This window comes from Candidatus Sororendozoicomonas aggregata, from assembly GCF_031528575.1.
GTDB lineage: Bacteria > Pseudomonadota > Gammaproteobacteria > Pseudomonadales > Endozoicomonadaceae > Endonucleibacter > Endonucleibacter aggregata.
In genome coordinates, this window is record NZ_JAVLSP010000127.1 from 1 (window position 1) to 7,565 (window position 7,565).

At 48.1% G+C, this 7,565-nt stretch carries 6 protein-coding genes; 4 read left to right on the plus strand and 2 right to left on the minus strand.

All coding sequences use genetic code 11. The annotated features are described in order from the left end of the window. The first annotated feature begins 65 nt into the window (after positions 1-65). Both V4C51_RS16370 and V4C51_RS16375 read left to right on the plus strand, forming a co-directional pair. A complete protein-coding gene (locus V4C51_RS16370; RefSeq protein ID WP_330927251.1) occupies positions 66-1,010 on the plus strand; it encodes a cobalamin-binding protein in 945 nt (314 codons plus the stop codon). Beyond that, positions 1,007-2,857, plus strand: coding sequence for a TonB-dependent receptor domain-containing protein (locus V4C51_RS16375; protein WP_330927252.1), 1,851 nt, complete (start codon positions 1,007-1,009; stop codon positions 2,855-2,857). The genes V4C51_RS16370 and V4C51_RS16375 overlap by 4 nt, the downstream gene beginning before the upstream one ends. Before the next feature lie 106 nt (positions 2,858-2,963). Here V4C51_RS16375 and radA read toward each other — a convergent pair whose 3' ends face one another. Both radA and V4C51_RS16385 read right to left on the minus strand, forming a co-directional pair. Then, positions 2,964-4,337 carry a DNA repair protein RadA gene (radA, locus tag V4C51_RS16380; protein ID WP_330927253.1) on the minus strand — a complete coding sequence of 458 codons (1,374 nt, stop codon included), beginning with the start codon at positions 4,335-4,337 and terminating at the stop codon, positions 2,964-2,966. A 223-nt stretch (positions 4,338-4,560) separates the two neighbouring features. After that, complete coding sequence (locus tag V4C51_RS16385; protein ID WP_330927254.1) at positions 4,561-5,526, minus strand: ribonuclease T2 family protein; 966 nt, start codon at positions 5,524-5,526, stop codon at positions 4,561-4,563. 330 nt (positions 5,527-5,856) lie between these two features. Between V4C51_RS16385 and V4C51_RS16390 the strand changes: the two genes are divergently transcribed. Then, on the plus strand, positions 5,857-7,077 hold the full coding sequence (locus V4C51_RS16390; protein WP_330927255.1) for a tyrosine-type recombinase/integrase: 1,221 nt from the start codon (positions 5,857-5,859) through the stop codon (positions 7,075-7,077). Next, positions 7,070-7,414 carry a hypothetical protein gene (locus V4C51_RS16395; RefSeq protein ID WP_330927256.1) on the plus strand — a complete coding sequence of 115 codons (345 nt, stop codon included), beginning with the start codon at positions 7,070-7,072 and terminating at the stop codon, positions 7,412-7,414. The genes V4C51_RS16390 and V4C51_RS16395 overlap by 8 nt, the downstream gene beginning before the upstream one ends. The last annotated feature ends 151 nt before the right edge of the window (positions 7,415-7,565 follow it).

Here is a 7,565-nt window from a genome sequence, read left to right on the forward strand (position 1 = left end):
ATAAGTCCGACAGGCTCCTAGAACTCACAAACGATTGAAAACAGCTTCCAGGATTCAGGAACACTATGGGACAGACAACATGGGTTTGGTTACTGACCTTACTGGCAGGGGTAGCCTCTTTTTCGGCTGCCGAGTCAAATCGTATCTGTAGTGTGGATGGCAATGACCGTCATGTCTGTCTTTCCAGTCCCCCTGCACGCATTATCAGCCTGTCACCCGGCACAACGGAGCTGTTGTTTGAAGCAGGCGCTGGCCCACAGGTTATTGCCGTCGATAAGCACAGCGATTACCCGCCACGGGTTAAACAGTTGCCCGATGTAGGTGGCTTCCCGCAAGTCAGTGAAGAGGCTATTGTTAAACAACGGCCTGATTTAGTGGTGATCTGGAGTAACGGCAACTCCCCAACAGTGGCAAAGCAACTGGAAAAGCTCGGGCTAAAAACATTTTATATCAATGTGCGGACGCTGGATGATATACCCCAAGCCTTACATCAACTGGGCGAGATTACTAATAATACGACGACGGCCACTACTGCCGCCCAATCGTTTAACCACACCCTGACCCTGCTTGAGCAAACCTTCGCCTCTCGCACACCCTTATCCGTGTTTTTTGAAATCTGGAAAGACCCACTAATGACTGTCGGATCGAGCCAGGTCATCCATGAGGCAATAACGGTGTGTGGTGGTCACAATGTATTTGGTAATATGCCCCAATCCATCCCCACGGTATCGATTGAGGCTTTGCTGACAAGCAACCCACAGGTTATTATTGATGCCAGCCCAACAGGGCAAACGCCCGCTCACTTTCAGAAACAGTTGACATTCTGGCAACAGTGGCCCTCCCTTGCTGCTGTCGAAAAGCAACACTTCATAACCCTCCAAAGCGATCTGATCACTCGTCCCACATCGCGAATGCTCCAGGGAGTCAAACAACTTTGCCAGCAACTAGACGTCTTAAGACAACTGTCTTCTACCACCCAAAAACGTACCGAACACACCAACGCGAAATGAAACCAACGATAGTTACACAAAGCCGCTCACGCCCTTTTTTCCCCCCCCGACTGATTATTGCTTCTGCCTGTATTTTAACCAGTGTATCGCCACTGTCTTACGGGGAAGAGATGGATAGTCTGGACGACGTGGTGGTTACCGCCTCTCGAACAGCGGAAACAACCGATGAAACACTAGGACCTGTGACCGTCATTTCCCGCCAGGCTATTGAACGAAGCCAGGCCAGCAGTGTGCTCGAGCTGCTGAACAGAACGCCTGGACTGCAAGTAACCACCAGCGGTGGTCCCGGTAGCGCCAGCGGTATTTTTTTACGGGGCACCAAATCAGCCCAAACCCTGGTATTGATTGATGGCATGAAGATGAATGCACCCGACTCAGGGTCAGCTTCTCTGGAATTTCTGGATCCGTCTCAAATTGAACGGATTGAGATCGTCAGAGGGCCACGCTCCACTTTATACGGCGCTGATGCCATCGGTGGTGTTATCCATATCTTTACCCGGCAAGGTAAAGGTAAGCCTGCTCTGACAGTAAAAACCAGCGTAGGTAGCCGGACAACGGGCAATCATTCCATCAACTTCGGCGGAAAAACAGGCAGCACACGCTTTAACCTGCAGGCGGGTCTATTTGAAACGCAGGGATACGACAGAACCGGGCAATCAGGCGATGATCACGCTTACCGGAACAAGAGTCTTTCCGGCAGTCTGTCACACGCGCTGAATAACTCGCTGACCCTCGGCGCAACGTTCTCTCATAACGAAGGTAAAACCGAATACGACAACGGTATTAAGGACAGCTATCCTGCCACCTATTTTAATAACACCTCCGTCAACACCCGCGCTTCTTTCAGGATCAATGACCGCTGGCTCACACGCCTGAACCTGGGCTTGAGCAAAATTGCCAATGAAAATAAAATCTCAGGCAATCCGGGCAGCGAGACAACTACCAAACGATACGCCGCCAACTGGGTCAATGATATTGCCTGGGCAGATAACCAGCAGATGGTAACCGGTGTAGATTACGCCCATGAGGATGTTAACTCATCAAACAACTACGCAGTGGATTCTCGTTATAATGTGGGTTTTTATGCGCAAAACACCACCACCTTCAGTAATAGTGAGTTGCAAACAGGTTTGCGACAGGATCACAATGAGGCTTATGGCAACAATACAACAGGCAATATCAGTTGGGGCTTTAACCTGCCTGCTGATATGCGGCTGATTGCGTCATACGGCACCGCTTTTCGTGCGCCAACGTTTGCGGATCTTTACTTCCCTGGCTATGAAAACCCTGACCTGAAAGCAGAAACCGCTCAAAACGTTGAACTGTCATTACAGGGTAAACTCTCTGCCTCAACACACTGGTCTGTGAACGCCTACCAGAATACCATGAAGGATATGCTGGAATTCGACATGAAGGCCAGTAAAATGAAAAACATCAATAAAGCGCGCATCCGCGGCCTTGAGCTTAATTTGACCACGGCGCTGGCGCAGTGGCAGCTCAACACTAACCTGACCTTTGTGAACCCGGAGAACCGTTCAGGTGACAACGCAGGCAACACCTTAATCTATCGGGCAGATAAATTATTCAATGTCAACATTGACCGGGCGTTTGGTCGCTGGTCATTTGGTGCCACTGTCCGCGCCCAGAGCGCAAGCTGGTCCGATGCCCAGAACACAGTAGAGGTGCCTGGTTTTGTCACCGCAGACCTTCGGGCTTCTGTGCAGATGTGCCCGACCCTGAAGACAGAACTCAAGATTGTCAATGTACTGGATAAGGAGTACTCAACCAGCTATGGGTATAGGGATGAACCCCGTGGTGCTTTTGTCACCCTGAGCTGGACACCTTGAACAAGTTGAAGTGCTTATATCCCCTGCCTGAAAGTCAGGGGGATCTCACGACAAAAGTGCCAGGAGTCTGACCGAAGCTTTGACCCAAAAGAGCCTCAGGGGGTATTTAAATAGCATCAAGGGCTTCTGACAGTTTATTAATTGCTACGACAGTTACCCCCTCAATGGCCTTTCTGGGTTTGTTAGCCATAGGGACAATAATACGTTTAAAACCGTGTTTAGCCGCCTCTACCAGTCTTTCCTGCCCATTGGCTACTGGCCGAATTTCACCCGCCAGCCCAACCTCCCCAAAAGCAATTAAATCTTGTGGTAATGGTCTGTCTTTCAGGCTTGACACAACAGCCAGCAAACTGGCCAGGTCAGCACTGGTTTCAGTGACTTTGACACCACCGACAACATTGAGAAACACATCCTGGTCGCTGGTAAATATTCCCCCGTGACGCGTGAGTATAGCCAGTAACATTGCCAGTCGGTTTTGGTCAAGGCCAACAGTAACACGACGAGGATTACCTAGCTGGGATTCGACCACAAGCGCCTGTATTTCAACCAGTAAAGGCCGGGTTCCTTCCCACAACACACTGATTATACTGCCAGAAGTCGGCTCAGGTGTTCTTGACAGAAAAATGGCTGAAGGATTTTTTACTTCACGCAACCCCTTTTCTGTCATGGCAAATATGCCCAGTTCATTGACCTGACCAAAACGGTTTTTTGTTGCGCGCATGATCCTGAAGCGGGAATCATCAGTATTCCCCAGCATGAGCTGGGTATCAATAATGTGCGACAATGTCATAGGACCTGCCAATGAGTTATCTTTGGTCACATGCCCAACAATAAGCAGAACAGTACCTGTTTGTTTAGCAAAGCGGGTGAGAAAGGCAGCAGATTCGCGCACCTGCGCGACGCCCCCAGGCGCTGAATCAATGCCATTCATATACATCACCTGAATGGAGTCAATGACGATAATACCCGGCTTTTCCTGCTCAGCAATCGTAACAATATTTTCAGAAGAGGTTTCTGCCAGCATCTTTAAACGATCATTCGCCAACCCGAGACGACTGGCTCGTGCGGCAATTTGCTGCATAGACTCTTCACCAGAGACATAAAGGGCGTTCATGGACTGTGCTACATGGCAAAGGATTTGCAGTAAAATGGTACTCTTACCAGCACCGGGATGACCACCAATCAAAATAGCGCTGCCCGTGACAAAACCGCCACCTAAGACACGGTCAAACTCTGTCATGCCGCTGGAAAAACGGGGCGCCTCCTCAATATCCACATCACGCAGAAGTTGTAACGTATCAAGTGTGCCGGCAAACCCGGCTCTATTGGCGGCACTGATGGCCGGCGATGTGGCCGGGCCAAGATTGACCTCCTTAAAAGTATTCCAGGCTTTGCAGTCAGGACATTGTCCCTGCCATTTGGCGGATTCGCTGCCACACTCGGTACAGACATAGGCTTTTTTGGACTTGGATCTGGCCATGAAAACTCACAGGTAAAGCTCTATCATAGGAGCCTGTCGAACTTAAGGCAATTTCGGCCTAAAATCCAGAAAGTGCGAGAAAGCGCGAGAAAGCGCGGCCAGAATTTCCGATCAATTGGCTTAAACAGGTCAACTATTCGCACAAATTGATCGAAAATTCTGACTCGCCCTACTGAATTTTATGCTCGAAAGCATAAGTCCGACAGGCTCCATAGCAGTGTATTTAGGGAATCATAAAACGATCGCCACACTGGTGGGAAAAGGGTGTTTTAACCAACTGTTCTATTGAGGGAGAGTGACTCAGTTGGCGGTTAAAATACAGGCGAACCTCCTGGAGCACTTCCTGATTGTTCAGGGGCTGACAGTGCAGAGTCACTGAACCCTCAGCCCCCCAGTCGCGAAACCATTCCAGAGCGGCTTTTTTTGAGACCTGCTTGCCCTTAAAGGTTGCCAACCGGATCGCCACAGGTGAGTTTCTGAACCATTGGGTGTAACGTGTCGCTGTATCAAAGTAACCCCCCGGCGACAGCCCGGAACAACTGCCATGCTTATGCCATTGATACCGTTGCCGGCAAGATTTTACCCCCGGCATAATAACGTCTAAAGCGAGTAACTGACTGCTTTCCAAGCCCAGGGAAGGATAGTCACAAGCCGATTTTTTAAAGGAACCACTGCAATAGGCAGGGTGCGGCGGTGTCATATTTGAAGGCCATAGACCGTGAAGCACCCAGTTCACCTGAGGATTTTGGCACTCAGGCAATTGTCGCGATTGATTCAGCGCACAAAACCCTGGCTGCCAGGAAAGCGCCAGTGTATAGATATCACCTTTTTTTACATCCTTTTTTACATCCTTTTTTACGTCCTTTTTTACGTCAGGTTCAGTGAGCTGTATCTCCCCCAGGGCTTTATTAACCCAGCGAAGACCCGACTTCGTTTTCACCTGAACCCAGTCACCGTCGGGTTTATTTTCACCCAGCAGGGTATATGTCTCACCAGGGCTGACAAACTGTTTGTCGGGGTTGGTGTATTTTTTAAACGATTGCCAGGCCGGTCCCTTGCGTTTAATGACAAACTGCCCTTCCAGTTGATTAAATGCACTGGCGGGTAATGGCGAGACAAGGGCAATAATCAACCCTAAAACCCAGCAATAATACCAGGCAACGCCTCTAGATATCCGGGGTGATCTCATTCGGGACCGACCGGTGTTGCAATAATACCAATGGCCTTTTCTAACAGCGCTTGGTTTAGCACAGAGAAAAAGCCACTGGTGATAAGAGTAAAGCGGATGACGGCAGACGTGCATTTAGCGGCCAATCAGGAGGTCATATCATCAAAATATAGCACAAGAGTTCAATCAAGTATTCTTTAAGTCTTAGATATTTTAGCAAACCATTGCCGGATAAGCCTTTTATACCACTTTTGCATCATCAACAGTCCTTGTTGTTCCTTTAAATTATTACTGGCATTCTACACCTTTATCTACACCAGCCGGTTTTACCTACACCTACAGGGGGAATAAATGAGGCTTACGGATAACCAAGTGAAGTACTGCAAGGGCACGATTGCAGAGTCTATGGGACGTGGAATGGGTGCCATTGAATTCAAAAGACAAACCGGAGGCGTTAAAGCATACTTTCGATACTACAGAAATTCTAAACCCGTCAGGATCAAAATAGGCACCTATGGTAATCCAACTGGACTTTCTCTCCTGGAGATACGGACACGAGCCGGGGAGCTTGCGAAACAGAGACAGGAAGTCAGTCCCACCGACTTAAAGCTACACCTTGATCGACTACGACCTAGTGGTGGGACGCTTGCGGATCTGTTAAACGCCTACCTTGATGATATGGATAGACGACAAGCAATATCTGTTGGCCAGGCTCGCCTATATTTTGATAGAGACGTACTCAAAGCAAACAAAGTACTCTCAAATAGCCCAGCGTCAGAAGTAACACCTTCTGATATTGTCAAATTATGTTCAGAGGTACACAACAGGGGGGGAATATCGAGTGCAAACAGGTTGAGAGCCTTACTGTCAGCGGCTTTTAACTATGGTTTGAAAGCGGAAAACGACCACACTCAGCCTATGGACGCTCCCACATTTGGTATTACCAGCAACCCGGTAGCAGCTACCAAAATAAATCCTGATGCGACAAAACCGGGGACTCGTGTGCTTACCAAAGAAGAAATAAAGCACTTATGGCATACCATAGGGGAGGCGTATTCCGTGGGCCTACCAATGGCTGCCTTTCTACGCTTTCTTTTTGCTACCGGAGGCCAGAGACCTTTACAGGTGTTGCGGGCAAAATGGGAGGATTACGACTTTAACAGCAATACTGTCACTCTGATTGATACAAAGGGGGCCGGAAAGACCAAAGTCCATGTAGTCCCGCTATCGGATCGAGCGGCAGGTATTATTGAATCACTGCCGAAAATAGGGGATTGGCCGTTCACAGCTTATGGACACAAACAATTCAATCAATCGTCTGTCCGTCAGGCTTTACGACGTTACCAGAATCAAAATACGAACATAACCGATTACGTGGTGAGAGATATAAGACGAACCTGCAAAAACCTGCTAATTGATGCTGGTGTGGATCGGGATAGCAGGAACTTACTGCAATCTCACCAGTTGGTCGGGGTCGATTTTAAACACTACGACAGGCACGACCACCTACCAGAGAAGCGTGCAGCCATGGACAAGTATGACAGGCTCTTAGGGGTAATTATCGGTGAGTAGAGAGACGAGAATTTTTCAATTAAGTATTCTTGCTTACATATTAAGACATGGAGAACTTAGCGACTACGATAAAAAAGAACTGGCTGATGCCCTGGACAAAATTGTTAGTGGTGAGGATGCAAGAAAAGCGTTTGGTTTGATAGATTACGGCAGGCCGTCAAAATTCGACAGAGATCACGATATATACTGTTATGTAGAAGAGCTATATGAGACAAAAAATTACAGTGAATGTTACAAGGAGGTAGCAAAAAAATTTGGAATCACTGAATCTAATGCAAAGAGAATATATCTAAAAACTAGGAAGGATGTAGAAGATATTGAAAGGTCAAATCACTAAACTCTGAAATACATCCCGAACCGTCATCCTGTACAGGGAATGTACAGGGACAAAACGACAAAAGTACAATAATCTCGAAGTCGGTACCGTCCCTTGTTACCAATCGCTTACTCGCACATTGGCTACAGTCGATTTTATGAAAAATAGCATT